This window comes from Microbacterium sp. LS_15 (assembly GCF_041954735.1).
GTDB lineage: Bacteria > Actinomycetota > Actinomycetes > Actinomycetales > Microbacteriaceae > Microbacterium.
Genome location: NZ_JAVAYD010000003.1, coordinates 99,648 through 118,752, shown reverse-complemented (window position 1 = coordinate 118,752; position 19,105 = coordinate 99,648). Strand labels below are relative to the sequence as shown.

21 protein-coding genes are annotated in these 19,105 nt (G+C 68.8%); 6 read left to right on the top strand and 15 right to left on the bottom strand.

From position 1 onward, the window contains the following. Positions 1 to 29: 29 nt before the first annotated feature. Entirely contained in the window at positions 30 to 1,628 is a 1,599-nt protein-coding gene (locus tag RAC69_RS06410; RefSeq protein ID WP_375085946.1) for a glucoamylase family protein, read from the bottom strand. Positions 1,629 to 1,795: 167 nt separating this feature from the next. Then, complete coding sequence (locus RAC69_RS06405) at positions 1,796 to 3,247, bottom strand: helix-turn-helix domain-containing protein (RefSeq protein ID WP_375085944.1); 1,452 nt, start codon at positions 3,245 to 3,247, stop codon at positions 1,796 to 1,798. Between the two features lie 134 nt (positions 3,248 to 3,381). On the opposite strand from RAC69_RS06405, the gene aceA reads away from it, so the two are divergent. From aceA to RAC69_RS06390, 3 genes are all read left to right on the top strand, one after another. Further along, positions 3,382 to 4,707 (top strand): isocitrate lyase, encoded by a 1,326-nt coding sequence (aceA, locus tag RAC69_RS06400; protein ID WP_375085942.1) that lies wholly within the window; start codon positions 3,382 to 3,384, stop codon positions 4,705 to 4,707. A gap of 19 nt (positions 4,708 to 4,726) precedes the next feature. After that, positions 4,727 to 6,382, top strand: a complete 1,656-nt coding sequence (aceB, locus tag RAC69_RS06395) for a malate synthase A (RefSeq protein WP_375085940.1) — start codon at positions 4,727 to 4,729, stop codon at positions 6,380 to 6,382. A 90-nt stretch (positions 6,383 to 6,472) separates the two neighbouring features. Further along, positions 6,473 to 6,907 (top strand): hypothetical protein, encoded by a 435-nt coding sequence (locus RAC69_RS06390; RefSeq protein ID WP_341933640.1) that lies wholly within the window; start codon positions 6,473 to 6,475, stop codon positions 6,905 to 6,907. 30 nt (positions 6,908 to 6,937) lie between these two features. Here RAC69_RS06390 and RAC69_RS06385 read toward each other — a convergent pair whose 3' ends face one another. After that, positions 6,938 to 7,441 (bottom strand): Lrp/AsnC family transcriptional regulator, encoded by a 504-nt coding sequence (locus RAC69_RS06385; protein ID WP_341936199.1) that lies wholly within the window; start codon positions 7,439 to 7,441, stop codon positions 6,938 to 6,940. Positions 7,442 to 7,556: 115 nt separating this feature from the next. Between RAC69_RS06385 and ald the strand changes: the two genes are divergently transcribed. Together ald and RAC69_RS06375 are read left to right on the top strand one after the other, a co-directional pair. After that, the gene (ald, locus tag RAC69_RS06380) at positions 7,557 to 8,651 is read left to right on the top strand and encodes an alanine dehydrogenase (RefSeq protein WP_375085938.1); all 1,095 of its coding nucleotides are present in this window, start codon (positions 7,557 to 7,559) and stop codon (positions 8,649 to 8,651) included. An 81-nt stretch (positions 8,652 to 8,732) separates the two neighbouring features. Then, positions 8,733 to 9,935: a pyridoxal phosphate-dependent aminotransferase gene (locus tag RAC69_RS06375; protein WP_375085937.1), complete on the top strand. Its 1,203-nt coding sequence runs from the start codon at positions 8,733 to 8,735 to the stop codon at positions 9,933 to 9,935. Positions 9,936 to 10,005: 70 nt separating this feature from the next. On the opposite strand, the gene RAC69_RS06370 is transcribed toward RAC69_RS06375, so the two are convergent. From RAC69_RS06370 to RAC69_RS06350, 5 genes are all read right to left on the bottom strand, one after another. Beyond that, entirely contained in the window at positions 10,006 to 10,404 is a 399-nt protein-coding gene (locus tag RAC69_RS06370; RefSeq protein WP_375085935.1) for a VOC family protein, read from the bottom strand. 32 nt (positions 10,405 to 10,436) lie between these two features. After that, the gene (locus RAC69_RS06365) at positions 10,437 to 11,582 is read right to left on the bottom strand and encodes a UDP-N-acetylmuramate dehydrogenase (protein ID WP_375085934.1); all 1,146 of its coding nucleotides are present in this window, start codon (positions 11,580 to 11,582) and stop codon (positions 10,437 to 10,439) included. Further along, entirely contained in the window at positions 11,582 to 11,980 is a 399-nt protein-coding gene (locus tag RAC69_RS06360) for a MaoC/PaaZ C-terminal domain-containing protein (RefSeq protein WP_375085933.1), read from the bottom strand. Before RAC69_RS06360 ends, RAC69_RS06365 begins: the two co-directional genes overlap by 1 nt. Beyond that, positions 11,980 to 12,435, bottom strand: a complete 456-nt coding sequence (locus tag RAC69_RS06355) for a MaoC family dehydratase N-terminal domain-containing protein (RefSeq protein WP_375085932.1) — start codon at positions 12,433 to 12,435, stop codon at positions 11,980 to 11,982. The genes RAC69_RS06360 and RAC69_RS06355 overlap by 1 nt, the downstream gene beginning before the upstream one ends. A gap of 62 nt (positions 12,436 to 12,497) precedes the next feature. Beyond that, positions 12,498 to 13,298, bottom strand: a complete 801-nt coding sequence (locus RAC69_RS06350; protein WP_375085930.1) for a sulfite exporter TauE/SafE family protein — start codon at positions 13,296 to 13,298, stop codon at positions 12,498 to 12,500. Positions 13,299 to 13,414: 116 nt separating this feature from the next. Between RAC69_RS06350 and RAC69_RS06345 the strand changes: the two genes are divergently transcribed. Next, positions 13,415 to 14,989 (top strand): AMP-binding protein, encoded by a 1,575-nt coding sequence (locus tag RAC69_RS06345; protein WP_375085929.1) that lies wholly within the window; start codon positions 13,415 to 13,417, stop codon positions 14,987 to 14,989. Positions 14,990 to 15,136: 147 nt separating this feature from the next. Here RAC69_RS06345 and rplQ read toward each other — a convergent pair whose 3' ends face one another. The 7 genes from rplQ to RAC69_RS06310 form a co-directional block, all read right to left on the bottom strand. Beyond that, positions 15,137 to 15,694: a 50S ribosomal protein L17 gene (rplQ, locus tag RAC69_RS06340; RefSeq protein ID WP_375085927.1), complete on the bottom strand. Its 558-nt coding sequence runs from the start codon at positions 15,692 to 15,694 to the stop codon at positions 15,137 to 15,139. 34 nt (positions 15,695 to 15,728) lie between these two features. Next, complete coding sequence (locus RAC69_RS06335; RefSeq protein ID WP_144874247.1) at positions 15,729 to 16,718, bottom strand: DNA-directed RNA polymerase subunit alpha; 990 nt, start codon at positions 16,716 to 16,718, stop codon at positions 15,729 to 15,731. A 131-nt stretch (positions 16,719 to 16,849) separates the two neighbouring features. Next, positions 16,850 to 17,248, bottom strand: a complete 399-nt coding sequence (rpsK, locus tag RAC69_RS06330) for a 30S ribosomal protein S11 (RefSeq protein ID WP_050722515.1) — start codon at positions 17,246 to 17,248, stop codon at positions 16,850 to 16,852. 31 nt (positions 17,249 to 17,279) lie between these two features. Further along, a complete protein-coding gene (rpsM, locus tag RAC69_RS06325) occupies positions 17,280 to 17,654 on the bottom strand; it encodes a 30S ribosomal protein S13 (RefSeq protein WP_050722514.1) in 375 nt (124 codons plus the stop codon). A gap of 185 nt (positions 17,655 to 17,839) precedes the next feature. Continuing rightward, the gene (gene rpmJ / locus RAC69_RS06320; RefSeq protein ID WP_005050492.1) at positions 17,840 to 17,956 is read right to left on the bottom strand and encodes a 50S ribosomal protein L36; all 117 of its coding nucleotides are present in this window, start codon (positions 17,954 to 17,956) and stop codon (positions 17,840 to 17,842) included. Positions 17,957 to 18,021: 65 nt separating this feature from the next. Beyond that, positions 18,022 to 18,243, bottom strand: coding sequence for a translation initiation factor IF-1 (infA, locus tag RAC69_RS06315; RefSeq protein ID WP_028496510.1), 222 nt, complete (start codon positions 18,241 to 18,243; stop codon positions 18,022 to 18,024). A gap of 178 nt (positions 18,244 to 18,421) precedes the next feature. Next, positions 18,422 to 19,093: a DsbA family protein gene (locus tag RAC69_RS06310; RefSeq protein WP_375085925.1), complete on the bottom strand. Its 672-nt coding sequence runs from the start codon at positions 19,091 to 19,093 to the stop codon at positions 18,422 to 18,424. Positions 19,094 to 19,105 lie beyond the last annotated feature (12 nt).

Below are 19,105 nucleotides of genomic sequence, written 5' to 3'. Positions count from 1 at the left end.
CCCGCTCCCGTCCTCCGACGCGAGGGGGGTCAGCCGCCGTGGCCGTGTCCCGCTCCCCACGACGAGCCGAATACCTGCTGTGTCATCGCGGGCCGCAGGCGCTGCTCCATCTCCCGGTCCACGAAGTAGTCCTTGAGTGTATCTTTCGTGAGCTCGTTGCCGATCGCCGCCATGATCATCGACTGGTCGAGTGACAGGTAGCGCTCGGCGATGGTGCCGCTGTGCACGGCGACCGCGTCGTAGAAGCCGCCGGGACCGTAGGCTCCGAGGTCCTGCTCGATGCCCTCGAGGTTGCGCAGGGCGCCCTCACGGTCGTAGGGCAGGGCGAGGAAGGCCGCGTGCGGGGTCACGACCCCGTCACCGAACTCCGGATCGGGGTCGGTGCCCGTCGAGCATCCGGGACGGTCGACGTCGACGTCGGTCTTCTCGGCATCCGAGGTGTATCCGTCCGAGCGCATTCCGGCGATGTCGACGCCGTACTCCGCGTACCCGCCGAAGGGGTCGCTCGCCGGCGAGAACCCCCAGTAGCCGTAGCCCGCTTCGTCGAGACCGTGCTGCTTCTGCACCGCGACCGTGATCGGGTGGTTGAGCTTCCACGACTTCGGGCCCCACTTCGTCTCGGGCACGAGCAGGTCGGGCATCAGGGACTCGAACATGCTGCCGCCCCAGCTCGGGACGAACGACATTCCGCCGTACTGGTAGGTGCCCTCCCACACCTCGACGCCGTCGTACGTGCGGTATTCGCCCTGCGGCAGCTGCTCCTGCCAGGCCCAGTCGCAGCCGGGAGGCATGGTGCGGTGCGTGCCGTACAGCGCGGTGGCGGGGATCTGCCCGTTCGCGATGCCGAGGTACGTCGCGATGCGGCTCTCGCTCACGGTCGTGTCGTAGTGGTGGCACGTGTAGAACGCGGTCTCGCCCGAGCCGTTGTACATGGGCGCCTCGACGCTGCAGTCCGGCGGAGCCGCGTCCCAGAATCCGCCGCGGTTCGTGCCGGCGGGGAGGCCTGCGGCACCGGCCGGGTCGAAGAACGACGCGAAGTCCATGGAGTCGTACAGCGCGTCCGCCTGCTCCGCGAGATCGGGCTCGGCCTCGCGGACGATGCGGAGGGATGCGGCGAGCCATCCGTTGTCGACCGTGCTGAGGAACGGGTACACCGGGTCGCCGGAGTCGGGCCAGGTCGTGAGCTTCTCCCCCGTGGTGGGCGAGTACCAGTTGTAGAACATGCCGCTTGCGTCGTTCCGCTCGAGGCCCGCGAGGGTGTCGAGAGTCGTGGCGAGGCGCTCGTGGGCCTCGTCGTCGCCGATGACGCCGAGGTCACGGGCCGTGACCGTGGACCACAGGTATCCGCCGATGTTCGTCGGCGAGGTGTACGCGCCCGGCGTCTGCAGATCGCCGGTGATGTTGTCCGACGGCAGACCCGTCTGCTCGTCGGTCATCGCGTCCAGCGATCGCCAGGTGTCGACCGCCCAGCGGTTCAGCTCTTCGGTACCGGGCTTGCCTCCGCCCGGCCCTCCTCCATGCCCGCCGCCGTGCCCACCGCCGGGACCGCCCGCTGCTGCGGGGCCGGCCACCGCGAGTCCCGCGACGACCAGTCCGGTCGCCGCCGCGGCGCTCATCCATCGCTTCATCGTGTCTCCTCATCGAGAACGGCGCCGCCGATCGCAGCGCTCCGACTCGCGAAAACCTAACACGTGTTCGGTGTTCGCTCAACCCCTCCCGCCGCTCTCCGCCCTGCCCCACCCCAGACACACCGCGCGCCGGGCGACGCGCGAGAGCGGATGCCGCGGCGAACCGCTCAGCGCGGCGCGTGGGCCTCGAGGAACTCGTACACGTCGGTCGTGTCGACGCCGGGGAACGACCCGGTGGGCAGGGTCGCGAGCAGCGTGCGCGGCGTCTTCACATTGGGCCAGGAGTGCTCGCGCCACCGCTCCTCGAGCTCGGCGGGCGCGCGACGGCAGCACACCTCGATCGAGTGCTTCGAGACGCCGCGGTGCGGGGTGTCGCGCCCCACGAACCACTTCGTGTCGTCGAAGCGCACGCCCACGCTCACCGAGTGGAGTCCCTCGCTCGACGCCTCGACGCGGGCGGTGCACCAGTACGTCCCGTTCCCTGTGTCGGTGTACTGGTAGTACGGGTTGAATCGGTCGTCCTCCTCGAACACCACGCGGCTCGTCCAGCGCCGACAGCACATCTGCCCCTCGATCGCGCCGAGACGGTCGGTCGGGAAATTCACGTCGTCGTTCTCGTAGGCCTTGGTGATCGTGCCCGACTCGTGCACTTTGAGGAAGTGCACGGGGATGCCGAGGTGCCGCGTCGCGAGATTGGTGAAGCGGTGCGCGGCGGTCTCGTACGACACGGAGTAGGCGTCGCGCAGGTCCTCGATCGAGATGGACCGTCGCGCCTTCGCCTCCTGGAGCGCCGGAACGACGTGGGCCTCGGGGATCAGCAGCGCCCCCGTGAGGTAGTTCGTCTCGACCCGCTGACGCAGGAACTCGGCGTAGCTGCGCGGCTCGGCGTGCCCGAGGATGCGGCTCGACAGCGCCTGCAGCACGGCGGTGCGGGCGTCGCCCTTGGCGGGCACCGCGCTCGAGAGGTAGAGGCGGCCGTTGGCGAGGTCGGCCACACTGCGCGTGGTCTGCGGCAGGTCGGGCGCGTAGTGCAGCGTGAAGCCGAGGTATGCGGCGATCTCCGAGGCGGTCCGCTGCGTGAGCGGGCCTCCGGGGTGCCGCACGGCGGCGAGGATCTCCGACGCCTTGGCCTCCAGATCGGCGAAGTGGTTGTCCTGACGCCGCATGAGGTGACGCAGCTCGACGTTCGCGCGCCGCGCCTCCTCCGGCGTGGCCGCGCGCTCGTCGCGCAACCGGTCGATCTCGCCGTGCAGCGCGAGCAGCGCCCTGAGGGCCTCGGTCGGCACGCTCTTCGCGATGCGGAACGGCTCGATGCCGAGCGCCTGGAACGTCTGGCCCTTCATCGCCCGTTCGAGCGCGATCTCGACGGCGCTCCGTTCGTCGAGCGGCTCCCCCTCGAGCAGTGCGTCGATCGTCACGCCGAGCGCCCGGGCGATGGCCTGCAGCAGGGTGAGCTTGGGCTCCCGCTTCCCCGTCTCGATCATCGACAGCTGGCTCGGTGCACGATCCACGGCCGAGGCGAGGTCGTCGAGCGTCATCCCGCGCGCGGTGCGCAGCTGCCTGATGCGCCGACCGATCGTGAGGGCGTCGGTCTCGTTCTCGTCGCTGAGAGGGTCCATGGCCGCGATTCTGTCACAGAAACAGAATTTTGCGCGATCTTCACGCCGCGGATGACCAGTCGAGCTGCCGATCTTCACGGATGGTTGTCATACGCCACCCGGCACCGCCGCCGGGATCCGATGAAGGAGACACCATGTCGAACACCGCTGAGAACCGCACCCCACGCCCCGCCGGTCTGCGGGCTGGCGACCAGGTCCAGACGGCCGCCGAGCTGCAGGAGATCTGGGACACCGACCCCCGCTGGGACGGCGTCGAGCGCACGTACACGGCAGACGACGTCATCCGCATCCGCGGCTCCGTCCGGGAGGACGCCACCCTCGCCCACCGAGGTGCGGAGAACCTCTGGAACCTGCTGCACACGGAGGAGTACGTACGAGCACTCGGCGCCTACACGGGCGGCCAGGCCGTACAACAGGTGCGCGCCGGGCTCAAGGCCATCTACCTCTCGGGCTGGCAGGTCGCGGCCGACGGCAACCTCGCCGGCCAGACCTACCCCGACCAGTCGCTGTACCCCGCGAACTCGGTGCCGGCCGTCGTGCGCCGCATCAACAACGCACTGCTGCGCCAGGACCAGCTCGAGCACGCCGAAGGGAACATCACCCAGGACTGGCTGGCGCCGATCGTCGCCGATGCCGAGGCCGGGTTCGGCGGTCCGCTCAATGCCTACGAGCTCGCGCAGTCGCTGATCCAGGCGGGGGCGGCGGCCATCCACTGGGAGGACCAGCTCGCGAGCGAGAAGAAGTGCGGGCATCTGGGCGGCAAGGTCCTCGTGCCGACCCAGCAGCACATCCGCACGCTGAACGCGGCCCGTCTGGCTGCCGACGTCGCAGGCGTCCCCACCGTCATCATCGCGCGGACGGATGCTCTCGCCGCCGACCTGCTGACCAGCGACGTCGACGAGCGCGACCAGCGGTTCCTCACCGGCGAGCGCACGGCCGAGGGGTTCCACCGCATCCGCCCCGGCATCGAGTCGGTCGTCAGCCGCGGCCTCGCGTTCGCGCCGCACGCCGACCTGCTCTGGGTCGAGACGGGTGAGCCCGACATCGAGCTGGCGCGGGAGTTCGCCGCGGCGATCCACGAGGAGTTCCCCGGCAAGATGCTCGCGTACAACTGCTCGCCGAGCTTCAACTGGAAGCGCCACCTCTCGGATGCCGAGATCGCGACGTTCCAGCGCGAGCTCGCCGACCTGGGCTACAAGTTCCAGTTCATCACCCTGGCCGGCTTCCACGCCCTGAACCACTCCATGTTCGACCTCGCCCGCGGCTACGCCGAGCGCGCCATGAGCGCGTACGTCGAGCTGCAGGAGGCCGAGTTCGCCGCCGAGGCCGACGGCTACACCGCCACCAAGCACCAGCGCGAGGCGGGCACCGGCTACTTCGACGTCATCTCGACCGCGCTCAACCCCGACAGCGCGACGCTCGCCCTCGCCGGCTCCACCGAGACCGCACAGTTCCACTGACTCTCAAAGGACACCGATCATGACCACTCCCACCGCTCCCCCGACCACCGCTCCCATCCAGACGACCCAGCAGGGTCCGGCGATCACGATCACCGGACCGATGCGCCCGAGGTACGACGAGATCCTCACGCCCGAGGCGATCGCGTTCCTCACCGAGCTGCACCACCGCTTCGCCTCGCGTCGGCACGACCGCCTCGCCGACCGGATGCGGCGGCGCTTCGAGATCGGCAACGGACACGACCCGCGGTTCCGCGACGACACACGGCACATCCGCGAGGACGACTCGTGGCGGGTCGCCGGCGCCGGCCCCGGCCTCGAGGACCGCCGGGTCGAGATCACCGGACCCACCGACCCGAAGATGACGATCAACGCGCTGAACTCGGGCGCCCGCGTGTGGCTCGCCGATCAGGAGGATGCGACCAGCCCCACCTGGAAGAACGTGATCGAGGGGCAGCTGTCGCTCCGCGACGCGATCCGCGATGACCTCTCCTTCACGTCCCCCGAGGGCAAGGAGTACCGCGTCGCGGCGGAGCGCACCCCCACGATCGTGATGCGTCCGCGCGGCTGGCACCTGCCCGAGAAGCACATCGCCTTCGTCGACCGTGCAGGGCGCCGCACGTCGGCATCCGGTTCCCTCGTCGACTTCGGGCTGTACTTCCTGCACAACGCGCAGGAGCTCATCGCGAACGGCCGCGGACCGTACTTCTACCTGGCGAAGATCGAGTCGAGCGAGGAGGCGAAGCTGTGGGACGACGTCTTCTCGTTCAGCGAGGAGTACATCGGCATCCCCCACGGCACGATCCGCGCGACCGTGCTGATCGAGACCCTGCCCGCCGCGTTCGAGATGGACGAGATCCTGTACGAGCTGCGCGACCACTGCGCCGGGCTCAACGCAGGACGCTGGGATTACATCTTCTCGATCATCAAGAACTACCGCGGCCGCGGCGCCCGCTTCGTGCTCCCCGACCGCAGCGAGGTGACGATGACGGTGCCGTTCATGCGGGCCTACACCGAGCTGCTCGTGCAGACCTGCCACAAGCGGGGAGCGTATGCGATCGGCGGCATGAGCGCGTTCATCCCGAACCGGCGCGACCCCGAGGTCACCGCTCGGGCGATCGAGAAGGTGTCCGCCGACAAGAAGCGTGAGGCCGGTGACGGCTTCGACGGCACATGGGTCGCCCACCCCGACCTGATCCCGACCGCGCAGGCCGAGTTCGACGCCGTGCTCGGCGACCGCCCGAACCAGGTCGACCGTCAGCGGCCCGAGGTCTCCGTGTCGGCGGCCGATCTGCTCGACCTGCACATCGGCCGCCCGATCACCGCGCAGGGCGTGCGCGACAACGTCTCGGTGGCGATCCGCTACCTGGAGGCCTGGCTGCGCGGACTCGGCGCCGTCGCCATCGACAACCTCATGGAGGATGCCGCGACCGCAGAGATCAGCCGCTCGCAGGTGTGGCAGTGGATCCATCAGGACCGCACGACCGACGACGGCACGCCGATCACGGCGGAGTACGTCGAGGGGTTGATCGGCGACGTCCTCGCGCGGGCGACCAGGTCGGCCGGCGACCGCTTCGACGACGCGGCTGACGTGTTCCGCGAGGTCGCGCTGCAGCCGGAGTTCCCGGCGTTCCTCACGGTCGGCGCCTACTCGCGCTTCCTCGTCGACGACGCCTGACCCCGATTCCGGACGGGCCGGGTGCCGCACGGCATCCGGCCCGTCCCGCGTTCCGGCCCGCGCCCGTTCGAGCGGGCGTAGCCTGAGTGCATGACCGACGTCTGGAACGGAATCGCCTCGGAGTTCCTGCACCTCTACCCGCGCGGGAAGCGTCTGCTCGCCGTCGCCGGAGCGGATGCCGAGCGCTCGCGCCGCGCGGCCGACGACCTCGCCGCGGCGCTGACCGACGCGGGGCAGACCGTCGAACGCGCGCACAGCGCCGACGGTGACGACGAGGCGCTGCGCGCCGACGTGATCGCCCCGTTCCGCGCGGGCGCCGCCGACGGCACCGCGCTCATCGTCTCGGGACCCGCCGCCCTGCTGAGCGAGAACTCACGCGGCCTGTGGAACTTCACGCTCTGGCAGCTCGCGGACGACGAGCCCCCGCACTCGGTGGCCTCGGCTCTCGTCGACCTGACGGATCCGGCGAATCCCTCGCGTCGCTTCGCGGACTACTGCGCGCTCCCCGCGTCCTACGGGGCCTGAGCAGGACGCAGCCCGCTCTGCTCCGACGGGTCAGCGGAACGACGCCGCCACGGAGTTGCGGTGGTAGTCGAAGACGATGCTCGTGCGGGTCGACGCGACGCTCGACTGCGCCGACAGGTGCTCGAGCACGAACTCCCGCATCTCCGACGAGTCGGCCACGGCGATGTGCAGCAGGAAGTCGTCGTCTCCGCCGAGGAAGAACACCTGGATCACCTGCGGCAGCACGCGCACGCGGTCGGCGAACTCGACGATGCTCTCCCGTCGACCGCTCGGACGAAGCGTGACGCCGATCACCGCTTGAAGGCCGGCGCCCAGCATCCGTTCATCGACGCTGGCGTGGAAGCCGGAGATCACGCCCCTGTCGACGAGCGCACGGAGTCTGGTGTGCGCCGTCGACGGAGCGACTCCGAGATGACCGGCGAGCTCGGCGTTGGTCATGCGACCGTCCGTGCTGAGCAGCTGGACGATCCGGCGGTCGGTCTCGTCGAGCGCCGGCGCCCGAAGAGTGTTCGGCTCGGGGCGGGGCGAGGGCATCTCCATGCGAACGATTATGCAGGATTCAGCGCATTCCCGAAGCTTCTTCAGGGATTCTGTCGCTCCCGCGACGTTTCTGCGATTCTTGACGCACGCACCGTCACCAGGAGGATCGATGAGGATCGGCGTTCCCACCGAGGTCAAGAACAACGAGAACCGCACCGCGCTCACCCCCGCGGGTGCCGACCGTCTCGTGCACGAGGGCCATCGCGTTCTCGTGCAGTCGGGCGCGGGCGTCGGCTCCGGTATCTCCGACGACGCCTACCGCGCCGCGGGCGCCGAGATCGTCGACACCGCCGAGGAGACCTGGGGCGAGGCGGAGCTCCTCATCAAGGTCAAGGAGCCGATCGCGCAGGAGTACGGCTTCCTCCGCGACGACCTCACGCTCTTCACCTACCTGCACCTCGCGGCCGACCGGGCCCTGACCTCGGCGCTCGTGGATGCCGGCACGACGGCCGTCGCGTACGAGACCGTGCAGCTGCCCGACCGCAGCCTGCCTCTCCTCATCCCGATGAGCGAGATCGCCGGGCGCCTCTCGGTCACGATGGGCTCCTACTCGCTCATGCGCTCGGCCGGCGGCCGCGGCGTGCTGATGGGCGGCATCGCGGGAGCCCCGCGCGCGAAGACCGTCGTGATCGGCGGCGGCGTCGCGGGCGAGCACGCTGCGGCGAACGCCCTCGGGCTGGGGTCGCAGGTGACCGTGATCGACATCTCCCTGCCGCGTCTGCGCGAACTCGAGCACCGCTACGGCGGCGCCCTCGAGACCCGGGCGTCGAGCCGCTACGACATCGCCGAGGCGCTGACGACCGCCGACCTCGTGATCGGATCCGTCCTGATCCCCGGGGCTGCAGCGCCGAAACTCGTCACCGATGAGATGGTCGCGGCCATGAAGCCGGGGTCGGTGCTCGTCGACATCGCGATCGACCAGGGCGGATGCTTCGAGGGCTCGCGGCCCACGACGCACGACGACCCGACGTTCGCCGTGCACGACTCGATCTACTACTGCGTCGCGAACATGCCCGGTGCCGTCCCGGAGACCGCAACGCGATCGCTCACCAACGCCACCCTCCCCTACGTCTCGGCGATCGCCGGCAAGGGCTGGGAGCGGGCGGCCGCCGACGACCCCGCACTCGCGAAGGGGCTGAACGTGCAGGGCGGACGCATCACTCTGGATGCCGTCGCCCAGGCCCACGGCTTCGTCACCGCCTGAGCCGGACCGACGCGAAAGAACCCGGATTCTTGTCGACCTCCTCCCCTCCGCCGCGCCGATGCGGCCGGGTACGCTCGTAACGTGACCGAACGCGCACCCCTCTCCCGCAAGCTGTCCGCCATCGCAGAGTCGGCGACCCTCAAGGTCGACGCCAAGGCCAAGGCCCTCAAGGCCGAGGGCAAGGACGTCATCTCGTACGCCGCCGGCGAGCCGGACTTCGCCACGCCGCAGTTCATCGTGGATGCCGCGGCCGAAGCCCTGGCAGACCCGGCCAGCTACCGGTACACGCCGGCTCCCGGCCTGCCCGCGCTGCGCGAGGCGATCGCCGCGAAGACGCTGCGCGACTCGGGCCTCGAGGTCTCGCCCAGCCAGGTCATCGTCACCAACGGCGGCAAGCAGTCGGTGTACCAGGCCTTCCAGGCCGTCGTGAACCCCGGCGACGAGGTGCTGCTGCCCGCTCCGTACTGGACCACGTACCCCGAGGCGATCCGTCTCGCCGACGGCATCCCCGTCGAGGTCTTCGCGGGCGCCGACCAGGACTACAAGGTGACCGTCGAGCAGCTCGAGGCCGCGCGCACCGAGCGCACGACCGTGCTCGTGTTCGTCTCGCCCTCGAACCCGACCGGCTCGGTGTACACGTCTGACGAGACCAAGGCCATCGGCGAGTGGGCTGTCGAGCACGGCATCTGGGTGGTCTCGGACGAGATCTACCAGAACCTCACGTACGAGGGCGCGACGGCCACCTCGATCGTCGCAGCCGTCCCCGAGGTCGCGAACCAGACGATCCTCGTCAACGGCGTCGCGAAGACCTACGCCATGACCGGATGGCGCGTGGGCTGGATGGTCGGACCCGCCGACGCCATCAAGATCGCCGGCAACCTGCAGTCGCACCTGTCGAGCAACGTGAACAACGTCGCCCAGAAGGCGGCCATCGCGGCGCTGAACGGACCGCAGACCGAGGCCGAGCAGATGCGCGAGGCCTTCGACCGTCGCCGCCGGCTGATCGTGTCGGAGCTGTCGAAGATCGACGGCCTCGTGGTGCCGAACCCCCTCGGTGCGTTCTACGTCTACCCCGACGTGCAGGGTCTCCTGGGTCGCACGTGGGGCGGTGTCACGCCGACGACGTCGCTGGAGCTCGCGGACCTCATCCTCGAGCAGGCCGAGGTCGCCGTGGTTCCCGGCGAGGCGTTCGGCCCCTCCGGCTACATCCGCATGTCGTACGCGCTGGGCGACGATCAGCTTCTCGAGGGCGTTCAGCGCCTGCAGCGGCTTTTCGCCTCCTGAGCGCGATCCGTCTCGCTCCTCGGGTCGATGAGCAAGGAGCGCAGCGACGAGACGACACGCGCCGCCGCGCTCACTCCTCCTGGAAGCCGATCAGCCAGCGGATGCCGTAACGGTCGACGAGTGTGCCGTCGTAGTCGCCCCACGGTCTCTTCTGCAGCGCGTCGATCACGCGGCCGCCCGCCGAGAGCTGATCGAACCAGCTGGTGAGCGTCGTGGCGTCGGCGGTGCCGAGCAACGACAGGAACATGCCGCTCATCTGCACGGCGTCGTCGTCGGCGCCGGCATCGGCTCCTGCGAGCGCGACGGGACCCGAGAGCTGGCCGTGGGCGATCGCATCGCCGGGACCGTCGTGCCGTCCGGCATCCGCGTAGCTCATGGTCTGCAGTTCGCCCCCGAAGACGGATCGATACAGGTCGAGCGCCTCCGCGGCGTTACCGGGGAACAGCAGGTACGGGATCAGTCCGCTCATGCCGCGAGTGTACGACGATCGGACGACGTCGCCTACAGCTCGACGCCCACGAGCACCGGCTCGGGCTGCAGGACGAGCCCGAACTCGGAGTGCACCCGGCTCTGGATGAAGCGCGCGAGCTCCGACACCTCGGCAGCAGTCGCCCCACCGCGGTTGGTGAGTGCGAGCGCGTGCTTCGTCGACACGGAGGCGCGGGAGCGCGGGAGGTGGAACCCTTTGCGGATCCCGGCCTGCTCGATGAGCCACGCCGCGCTGACCTTGACGTCCGGCGCCTCGGTCTTCGTGGCGGGGACGAGGCCCTCGTACGCGTGCAGCGGGATCACCGTCACCGCGTCGAGATCGGGCGTCACCGGCCAGCGAGGGCACTCGGGAGGAAGCGAGCGGGCGACGGCCTCGGGCACGATCGCGTTCTGGAAGAACGAACCGACGCCGTGCGTGTCGGGGTCGTCCGCATCCCACAGCATCCCCTTCGAGGCCCGCGTGGCGAGGATGCGCTCGCGCACCCACGCGAGCGGCACCGGCTCATCGGAGCTCAGCCCGAGCGCGCGACGCAGCTGCTCGCCGCGCACGATCCGCTCCCCGGCGACGAGCAGGTCGACGGTGACGGAGAGGATCACGGCGCGGCGCTGGGGCTCGCTGCCGTAGTGATGCTTGAACACCGAGGTGCGGAAGCCGAGGCCGAGCTCCGCCGCCGGAACGGTCGAGACGTGACCGGTGATCTGGTCGATCAGGTCGACCTCGACGAGCGTCTCCTGGATCTCCTGGCCGTAGGCTCCGATGTTCTGCACCGGAGCGGCGCCGACGGTGCCGGGGATGCCGCTCATCGCCTCGAGGCCGGCGTACCCATGCTCGACCGCGAAGGCCACGAGATCGTCCCAGCCGTGTCCTGCCTCGACGCGCAGGCGGATCCGTCCGGGGTGCGGCGAGGGCAGCTCCTCGATGCCGCGCGTCAGGACGCGGATGACGGTGCCCTCGAACGCCTGGTCCCCGATGAAGAGGTTCGAGCCGCCGCCGAGCACGAGCAGGTCATCGCCGCGCGACCACACCTCGGTGAGCGCGGCGACGAGCTCCTCGCGGGTGGCGGCTTCCAGCATCCTCTCCGGCGCACCGCCGGTGCGCAGGGTCGTCAGCGTCGAGAGCCGTATCGGCTCGACCTCGCGAACGGCGGACTCGCCCATCACGCCGCGATGCGCAGCTGCGCCTTGACCAGCACGGTCGTCCCGCCGAACGTCACGGTGAGATCGATCCGGGTGGCGTTCTCGTCCACGGCCCCGACGGTCGCGAGCACGTGCAGGTCGGCTCCGGACTCGGGGTCGACGACGACCGGCTTCGTGAAGCGGACGCCGTAGTCGAGCACGCGGGCAGTCGGCTCGAGCGCGGCGACGACGACCGACGAGGCGATGCCCATCGTGAGCATGCCGTGCGCCAGCACACCGGGCAGCCCGACCGACGCCGCGATGTCGTCACGGTAGTGGATGGGATTGAAGTCGCCGGAGGCGCCGGCGTAGCGCACGAGGGATTCGCGCGTGAGGTGGACGGTGCGCTCCGCGATCACGTCTCCGACGGCGTACGGCATCACTGCGCTCCCTCTTCCGCACCGACGAGCAGGACGCTCGTGGCGGTCACGACGTGCTCGCCCTCGGCATCCGCGATCGCGGCCTCGCTGGTGATCATGGCGTTGCCGCCCATCATGCGGATGCCGGTGACCCGCAGCTGCGCGGTGAGCTCGTCGCCCGCGACGATCGGCCGCGTGTACGCGAAGCGCTGCTCGGCGTGGATCGTGCGCGCCAGCTCGATGCCGGAGTCCGGCTCGCTCAGGAGCTGCTGCAGAGTTAGATCCTGGATGACCATGGCGAACGTCGGCGGCGCGACCACGTCGGAGAAGCCTGCGGCGCGCGCGGCATCGACATCGGTGTGCTGCGGAGCATCGGCGAACACCGCGCGCGCGAACTCGCGCACCTTCTCACGGCCGACGAGGTAGGGGGAGGTCGGCGGGAACTCCCGACCGATCAGTTCTTGGTTCACTGCCACCCCTCGATCCTACTTTCTCGCCATCGGGACGACGACCGCGAGGACCGGAGGAAAGCGGGGGCTCAGTCCTTCTTGCGGCGGCCCTTGATCGCCTTCATCGCCATCTGCACGGCGATCACCACGAGGTATGCCGCGAACAGCATGTTCGCGGCACCCGGATCGATGATCGTCGCCAGCCAGGCGCCGAGCGCCGTCGTGGTGCACGCCGAGACGCCGACGACGGCTGCCGCGACGATGTCGACGTTGTGGTTCCGAAGGTTTCCGATGGTGCCGGAGATCGCGGTGGGGATCATCATGAGCATCGAGGTGCCCTTGGCCACGAGGTCGCTCGTGCCGAACGCGAGCATGAGGACGGGGACGACGACGATCCCACCGCCGACGCCGATGAGCCCGGAGAGGATACCGGTCGCGACGCCCACCACGACGAGCGCTATCCCGCTGAGGACCGTCAGCTCGAAGACGGCGTCGCGGGAGGGGATCACAAGGAAGAGGCTCACGATCACGACTACCAGGAAGCCCACGAAGAACCATCGCAGGGTCGTCTGCGAGATGCGGGGCAGCAGCCTGGTGCCGATCTGCGCGCCGACGACGGAGCCCGCGGCGAGGATGAGCGCGGGGATCCACGCCACAGAGCCGTGCACGGCATAGGACACGACGCCGACCGTGGCGGTCGGCACGATCGCCGCGAGCGATGTGCCGGCGCCGAGCCTCTGGTTGAAGTGCAGGAACAGCACGAGCAGCGGGACGATGACGGTGCCGCCGCCGACGCCGAAGAGCCCGGAGAGGAGGCCGGCGGTCAGGCCGATGCCGATGAAGGAGACGACGGCGCGGGGCCCTCGGTTCAGAGTCTGCGCATCACTCACCGCAACAGCCTACTCTCGCGGCATCCACGTCGAGATCACCCTGGGACCGAGTGCCCTTTCATGCGACACTGGATCGCACCGGACGACGCCGTCCGACCCGGATCGAAGGAGATCTCATGGTGCGCAGTTCCTATCCCGACGTCGAGATCCCCGCGACGTCCATTCACGAGTTCCTGTTCGGCGACCTCGACGAGGACCGACTCGACGCCGTCGCGCTCGTCGACGGGATGAGCGGGGCGACCACGACCTACCGACAGCTCCTCGCACAGATCGATCTGTTCGCGGGGGCGCTCGCCCATCGCGGGGTCGAGGTCGGAACCGTCGTCGGCCTGCTGTGCCCGAACGTTCCCGCGTTCGCCACGGTGTTCCACGGCATCCTGCGTGCCGGCGCGACCGCGACGACGATCAACTCCCTCTACACGGCCGAGGAGATCGCCAACCAGCTGACGGATGCCGGAGCCACCTGGCTCGTCACCGTCTCCCCTCTGCTCGCCGGGGCGCGGGAGGCCGCCGAGCGCGTCGGCCTCGACGCCGATCACGTCATCGTGCTCGACGGCGCCGACGGGCATCCGTCACTCCCTTCGCTTCTCGGAGAGGGGCGAGGAGCGCCCGAGGTGTCGTTCGATCCGGCCACGCATCTCGCCGTGCTGCCCTACTCGTCCGGCACGACGGGGCGTCCGAAGGGCGTCATGCTCACGCACCGCAACCTCGTCGCGAACGTCAGTCAGTGCCGCTCGACGATCTCGCTCGCCGACGACGACCGCGTGCTCGCGGTGCTGCCGTTCTTTCACATCTACGGCATGACCGTGCTCCTCAATTTCGCGCTCCGGCAGCGGGCAGCGCTCGTCACGATGCCGAAGTTCGATCTCACGGAGTTCCTCCGGGTCGTCCAGGAGCATCGGACGAGCTGGGTGTTCATCGCCCCGCCGATCGCGGTCGCCCTCGCGAAGCACCCGCTCGTCGACGACTACGACCTGTCGTCGGTGAAGGTGATCTTCTCGGGCGCTGCCCCCCTCGACGGCGCACTGGCCACGGCCGTCGCCACCCGTCTCGACTGCGTGGTGTGCCAGGGATACGGCATGACCGAGACGAGTCCGGTGACCCACGCGATCCCCTACGACCGCCCGGAGATCGATCGCTCGTCGGTCGGACTGCTGCTCGCGAACACCGAAGCACGTCTGCTCGCCGAGGACGGCAGCGACGTACAGGTTCCCCCGTCGGGCGCGAGCGAGCCGGGCGAGATCCTCATCCGCGGCCCCCAGGTCATGGCGGGCTACCTCAACCGCCCCGACGCGACGGATGAGATGCTGGATGCCGACGGCTGGCTGCACACCGGCGACGTCGCCACGGTCACGGCCGACGGCGTGTTCCGCATCGTCGACCGGCTCAAGGAGCTCATCAAGTACAAGGGCTACCAGGTGGCTCCGGCCGTGCTCGAGGCGGTGCTGCTGGAGCATCCGTCCATCGCCGACGCCGCCGTGATCGGCGCTCCGGACGACGAGGGCCAGGAGGTGCCGAAGGCTTTCGTCGTCCGCCAGCAGGGCGCCGACCTCGACGCGGATGCGGTGATCGCTCACGTCGCAGCCCATGTGGCGCCGCACGAGAAGGTGCGTCAGGTGGAGTTCATCGACGCGGTCCCGAAGTCGGCGTCGGGCAAGATCCTGCGCAAGGACCTTCGCGCCCGCCCCTGACCCGCTTCTGCGGCCTCGGTCATGTTCTGCGGCCACGACGCGACGTCGTGGCCGCAGAAGTCACCGATGGCCGCAGAACCTGCTGCGGCATACGACGAAGCCCGCCGTCCCTGAGCGGGGCGGCGGGCTTCGTGGTGTGCGAGAGGCTTACTCGGACTTGTTCTCGACAGCGTCCTCGGCGGCCGCCTCAGCGGCCTCGCCCTCGGCCTGCGACTCGGCGCCGGCGTCGGCAGCGGTCTCGTCCTCGGTGGTCTCCTCGGCGGGAGCCTCCTCGGCGGGCTTCTCCTCGGCGGCAGGCGCAGCGGCGGCCGGAGCAGCCTTCTTGGTCGACTTCGCCTTCGGCGTGACGGGCTCGAGGACGAGCTCGATCACGGCCATGGGAGCGTTGTCGCCCTTGCGGTTGCCGACCTTGGTGATGCGCGTGTAGCCGCCCTCGCGGTCCGCGACGAGCGGAGCGATCTCGGCGAACAGCGTGTGCACGACGTCCTTGTCACCGATGACCGAGAGAACGCGACGACGGGCGTGCAGGTCTCCGCGCTTGGCGAAGGTGATCAGACGCTCGGCGAGCGGACGCAGGCGCTTGGCCTTGGTCTCGGTCGTCTTGATGGACTTGTGGGTGTAGAGAGCCGCCGCGAGGTTGGCAAGCAGCAGGCGCTCGTGGGCGGGGCCGCCTCCGAGGCGGGGACCCTTGGTGGGCTTGGGCATAATCGTCTAACTCCTGGTCAGGAAGGGTCGGGTATCAGAAGGACTCGTCTTCGCTGCCGCCGTAGAAGTGGGCGCCGTCGAAACCGGGCACCGAATCCTTGAGCGACAGACCGAGCGAGATGAGCTTGTCGCGCACCTCGTCGACCGACTTCTGGCCGAAATTGCGGATGTTCATGAGCTGCGTCTCCGAGAGGGCGACGAGCTCCGAAACGGTGTTGATGCCTTCGCGCTTCAGGCAGTTGTACGAGCGCACGGAGAGGTCGAGGTCCTCGATCGGCATCGACAGCTCGCTGGAGTTCACTGCCTCCACCGGCGCCGGGCCGATCTCGATGCCCTCTGCCTCGACGTTCAGCTCGCGGGCGAGGCCGAACAGCTCGGTGAGCGTCTTGGCAGCCGAGGCGACGGCGTCGCGCGGGCTGATCGAGTTCTTCGTCTCGACGTCCAGGACGAGCTTGTCGAAGTCGGTGCGCTCCCCGGCACGGGTCGCGTCGACGCGGTAGCTGACCTTGAGGACCGGCGAGTAGATCGAGTCGATCGGGATCTGACCGGCCTCGGCGTACTCGTTGCGGTTCTGGGTCGCCGAGACGTAGCCGCGGCCGCGCTCGATGGTGAGCTCCAGCTCGAACTTGGCCGTGTCGTTGAGCGTGGCGATGACGAGCTCGGGGTTGTGCACCTCGACACCGGCCGGAGCCGAGATGTCGGCGGCGGTCACTTCACCGGCACCGGTCTTGCGCAGGTACGCCGTGATGGGCTCGTCGCGCTCGCTCGAGACGACGAGCTGCTTGATGTTGAGGATGATCTCGGTGACATCCTCCTTCACGCCGGGGATGGTGCTGAACTCGTGCAGCACGCCGTCGATGCGAACGCTCGTGACGGCAGCGCCGGGGATCGACGACAGCAGGCTGCGACGGAGCGCGTTGCCGATCGTGTATCCGAAGCCGGGCTCCAGAGGCTCGATGATGAACCGGCTCCGGTTCTCGACGATCTTTTCCTCGGTGAGTGTGGGACGCTGTGCAATAAGCACTCTGTGTTCCTTTCGATCACATGCCCGCTATATGACATGTGGTGGGTGAGGTCTTGAGTTGTGGAAGTCGATGCCCGCTGACGGGCGTCGAGCCGCTCACCCTTGACGGGCGAGCGGCTCAACGAGCCGGGTCAGACGCGGCGACGCTTCGGCGGGCGGCAGCCGTTGTGCGCCTGCGGGGTGACGTCCGAGATCGAGCCGACCTCGAGGCCTGCGGCCTGGAGCGAGCGGATCGCGGTCTCGCGGCCGGAGCCCGGACCCTTCACGAGGACGTCGACCTTCTTGACGCCGTGCTCCGCAGCCTGACGGGCGGCGGACTCGGCAGCCATACCGGCGGCGTACGGGGTCGACTTGCGCGAGCCCTTGAAGCCCACGCCACCCGACGATGCCCAGGCGATGACGGCGCCGGACGGGTCGGTGATCGAAACGATGGTGTTGTTGAACGTCGACTTGATGTGGGCCTGGCCCAGCGCGATGTTCTTCTTCTCCTTGCGGCGCGGCTTGCGCGCGGCGGCCTTGGGTGCAGCCATGAAAGTGTTCTCCTAGTCCCTGGGGCCGCGCTTAGCGGGCCTTCTTCTTGCCTGCGACGGTGCGCTTCGGGCCCTTGCGGGTACGGGCGTTGGTCTTGGTGCGCTGACCACGGACCGGGAGGCCACGACGGTGGCGGATGCCCTCGTAGGAGCCGATCTCGACCTTGCGGCGGATGTCTGCGGCGACCTCGCGGCGCAGGTCACCCTCCACCTTGTAGTTGCCTTCGATGTAGTCGCGGAGGGCGACGAGCTGGTCGTCGCTGAGGTCCTTCACGCGGATGCTCTCGTCGATCTCGGTCGCCTTGAGGATCTCGACCGAGCGGGTACGGCCGACGCCGTAGATGTAGGTAAGGGCGATCACCACGCGCTTGTCGCGCGGGATGTCAACGCCGGCAAGACGTGCCATGCGGTTCTCCTGAGTGTGGTGGAGGTGTGGAGCAGGATCGGTGCTCGGGCCTCCGCCCCGAGGTGTCCCCCACCGGAGTGGGATCTGATCCTGCCAGTTTCTTTCGGTCGTTGCGCGAGCGGAGCGAGACGAGACGCCTCGACCATCGCGCGACCTGTATTGAGTTGTGAGTCAGATCCGGTCGATCAGCCCTGGCGCTGCTTGTGGCGCGGGTTGCTCTTGCAGATCACCATGACGCGGCCGTGACGGCGGATCACCTTGCAGTGATCGCAGATGGGCTTGACGCTGGGGTTGACCTTCATGATGATTCCTGTTCGCTGTCTTCACCGGGCAGGCACGGATGCCTGGGGTGTTACTTCTCGACCGATCAGCGGTAGCGGTAGACGATGCGGCCTCGGGTCAGGTCGTAGGGGCTGAGCTCCACGACCACACGGTCCTCGGGGATGATGCGGATGTAGTTCTGCCGCATCTTTCCGGAGATCGTCGCCAGGACCTTGTGTCCGTTGGTGAGCTCGACGCGGAACATCGCGTTGGGCAGAGCCTCGGAGATCACGCCCTCGATCTCGATGACACCGTCTTTCTTAGCCATAGCCTCGCTTGCGCTTCTGCAGACCGGTCGATCTGCGTTGTGAGTGGGATTGCGGCGTCTCGCCGACTCGGACACGCCGAATCAAGGCACAAGGCACCAAAGATCTATGTTAGACGACGAAGGGAGTTCCGGCAACCTGAGCAGGATGCCGGAACTCCCGTATCGGAGGTCGAGCCGATCAGCCGAGCAGATCGGTGAACTTCTTGAAGTCCGCCTGGTCCTGAAGGTTGAGGCGCGTGCCGTTGACCTCGACGGTCGGCGTGCCGCTGATCTCGTTCTTCTTGGCCTGCGCCGCACCGAACTTGCGGTACGTCTCGTCGGTGATGCACGCGACCGCGTCGTCTGCGCCGACCTGCGTCGCGAAGTCGGCAAGCTGATCGGTCGTCAGACCTGCGGTGTTCTCGGCGGGCTGGTTGTCGAACAGCGTCTTCGCGTAGTCGAGGTAGAGGTCGGGGTTCGACTCGGCGACACAGACCGCAGCGCCGGCCGAGCGGGACGAGTACTCCGTGCCCTGCGAGTAGCGGTCGAGAATCGCGATCGGGTGGTACTCGAGCGTGATGCGCCCGTCGGCAGCCGCTGCCTCGAGGTCGGCTCCGTACTGCTCCTCGAAGCTCTTGCAGACGGGGCACTGGAAGTCGACGAAGACCGCGACGGTATCCTCGCCGTCGCCGAAGCCGATCGAACCCGTCTCGGAGTTGAACGTGTCATTGCTCTTCGGAGCCGCACCGGGATCGGTCGCCTGGTTGTTGAGGAGGACGACGACGAACGCGAGGACGGCCAGCACGACCACCACGGCCGCCGAGACGCCGATCACGAACCAGTTGGTGTTGCTGCTCTTCGCGGCTGCCATGGGTTTCCGTTT

Excerpts from the sequence above, each read along its gene's own strand:
- RAC69_RS06410 (WP_375085946.1), bottom strand. The coding sequence starts at position 1,628 with ATGAAGCGATGGATGAGCGCCGCGGCGGCGACCGGACTGGTCGTCGCG.
- RAC69_RS06405 (WP_375085944.1), bottom strand. The coding sequence starts at position 3,247 with ATGGACCCTCTCAGCGACGAGAACGAGACCGACGCCCTCACGATCGGT.
- aceA (WP_375085942.1), top strand. The coding sequence starts at position 3,382 with ATGTCGAACACCGCTGAGAACCGCACCCCACGCCCCGCCGGTCTGCGG.
- aceB (WP_375085940.1), top strand. The coding sequence starts at position 4,727 with ATGACCACTCCCACCGCTCCCCCGACCACCGCTCCCATCCAGACGACC.
- RAC69_RS06390 (WP_341933640.1), top strand. The coding sequence starts at position 6,473 with ATGACCGACGTCTGGAACGGAATCGCCTCGGAGTTCCTGCACCTCTAC.
- RAC69_RS06385 (WP_341936199.1), bottom strand. The coding sequence starts at position 7,441 with ATGCCCTCGCCCCGCCCCGAGCCGAACACTCTTCGGGCGCCGGCGCTC.
- ald (WP_375085938.1), top strand. The coding sequence starts at position 7,557 with ATGAGGATCGGCGTTCCCACCGAGGTCAAGAACAACGAGAACCGCACC.
- RAC69_RS06370 (WP_375085935.1), bottom strand. The coding sequence starts at position 10,404 with ATGAGCGGACTGATCCCGTACCTGCTGTTCCCCGGTAACGCCGCGGAG.
- RAC69_RS06365 (WP_375085934.1), bottom strand. The coding sequence starts at position 11,582 with ATGGGCGAGTCCGCCGTTCGCGAGGTCGAGCCGATACGGCTCTCGACG.
- RAC69_RS06360 (WP_375085933.1), bottom strand. The coding sequence starts at position 11,980 with ATGCCGTACGCCGTCGGAGACGTGATCGCGGAGCGCACCGTCCACCTC.
- RAC69_RS06345 (WP_375085929.1), top strand. The coding sequence starts at position 13,415 with ATGGTGCGCAGTTCCTATCCCGACGTCGAGATCCCCGCGACGTCCATT.
- rplQ (WP_375085927.1), bottom strand. The coding sequence starts at position 15,694 with ATGCCCAAGCCCACCAAGGGTCCCCGCCTCGGAGGCGGCCCCGCCCAC.
- rpsK (WP_050722515.1), bottom strand. The coding sequence starts at position 17,248 with ATGGCTGCACCCAAGGCCGCCGCGCGCAAGCCGCGCCGCAAGGAGAAG.
- rpsM (WP_050722514.1), bottom strand. The coding sequence starts at position 17,654 with ATGGCACGTCTTGCCGGCGTTGACATCCCGCGCGACAAGCGCGTGGTG.
- rpmJ (WP_005050492.1), bottom strand. The coding sequence starts at position 17,956 with ATGAAGGTCAACCCCAGCGTCAAGCCCATCTGCGATCACTGCAAGGTG.
- infA (WP_028496510.1), bottom strand. The coding sequence starts at position 18,243 with ATGGCTAAGAAAGACGGTGTCATCGAGATCGAGGGCGTGATCTCCGAG.
- RAC69_RS06310 (WP_375085925.1), bottom strand. The coding sequence starts at position 19,093 with ATGGCAGCCGCGAAGAGCAGCAACACCAACTGGTTCGTGATCGGCGTC.